The sequence below is a fragment of the Rhodococcus sp. T7 genome (assembly GCF_009872365.1).
In the GTDB taxonomy this organism is placed as follows: domain Bacteria; phylum Actinomycetota; class Actinomycetes; order Mycobacteriales; family Mycobacteriaceae; genus Rhodococcus_F.
On sequence record NZ_WXYH01000231.1, the window covers coordinates 1 to 1373 of the forward strand.

The 1373-nt window shown below is 66.9% G+C and carries 1 pseudogene; it reads right to left on the bottom strand.

The features are described 5' to 3' along the window. Positions 1-1322, bottom strand: a pseudogene (locus MLGJGCBP_RS51920) (tyrosine-type recombinase/integrase); the annotation flags it as partial. Positions 1323-1373 lie beyond the last annotated feature (51 nt).

Below are 1373 nucleotides of genomic sequence, written 5' to 3' on the forward strand. Positions count from 1 at the left end.
ACCGGGATCCGCAGCCGTGGATGCCCGCCCGGATAGGTGTCGAGGCAATCCCAGGTCAGTCGGCGGATTTCGTCGCGTCGGGCCCCGGACCACCGCAGCAACAACAGCGCGGCCCTTTGCAGCGGGTCGGCCAGGTCGTCGACCGCGGTCATGATCGCATCGAGTTCGTGTTGCGGAAGATACCGGGGAATCGACTCAGGACGCCGCGGTGTGTCACGGGGGGTCAGCAACGGTCGTCCGGGCACCTCCGCCCATCCCCAGACCGCGGTGTCGCGGCAGAACCCGGCGATCGCGTTGAGTTCGTGCTTGACCGTGGTCGTCGCCAGCGGCAGACCGGTGTGTTGGCTCGGACAGGTCGGCAGCCACCGCATGTACTCTTCGATGGTCGCGCGATCGACCTGCGCGAAACTGCTGACCTGCGGGTGATTCTCGCCGAGCCAGTTGACGAACCGGCGCAAAGCCTGCCGGGCGTTGTGAACTGTCTGCGGCCGATCGAGCTTGGCGTCGAGCCGCAGTTGTAGGTATCGCTCGATGACCGCCCGGATCTTGGGCGGGCACGGTTCGGGGAGCAGTCGGTCGGTCCAGTTTTCGATCGTTCGCGTGCCGATGCGTGGTGCTGCCGTGACCTGGCCGACGTTGTACAGCAGCACATGGGTGGCGTGCAGGTTCGCGAGGTGATTGCGGAGGAACCCGCGGTTGGCGTCCGGATCATCGTGAAACTGGCCGTTCGCGAACAGGGTCCGGCGCAGAACATTGAAATCGTCGCGTGCGGCGAAGTCGCGGATGGCCGACCCGAATGCGAACAGATCGGCGGCGGTGATCGCGGTCATGTCGGGGTCGCCGCGGTGGAGCATGACCCGGCCCAGGCACCACGTCAGACTGTTCCGTGCCTTGGCCGGGGCGTGGCCCAGTTCGGTCAGTCGCGCGACCCACTGCTCGAACAATAGGAGATCGACGCCGAGGCCGGTGCTGCCGCTGCGCCGGTCCAGCAGACGTGCGTACTTTCGGCCGAGAAGGAAGTCGAAGTCCAGGCCAACCCCTTGCACCATGGACAGATACACCAGGTATCCGCTGGCGCGATGCGAGTCGGTGCGCCCGTTCGATCGCATGCCCTCGCCGACAAATCCCAAGCGCACCAGCAGTGGCTGCTCGAACCACGCCTCGAGGTTCGGCCACCGCTCGACGAACCGCCGATAGGCACCCATTCGCTCCCACCGGGCCGGCAGGTGGGGAACGTGCGCGTCCACCCACACCCGGTATTCGCTTTCATCGACGTGGCGGCGCTGGACCGGTACCGGTCCAGCGGCTGCCGGCCCGGTCATCGGCGATCCCGCAGCGCGGCCGCGTACTCGTCACGAACCTGCTGGTCGGAG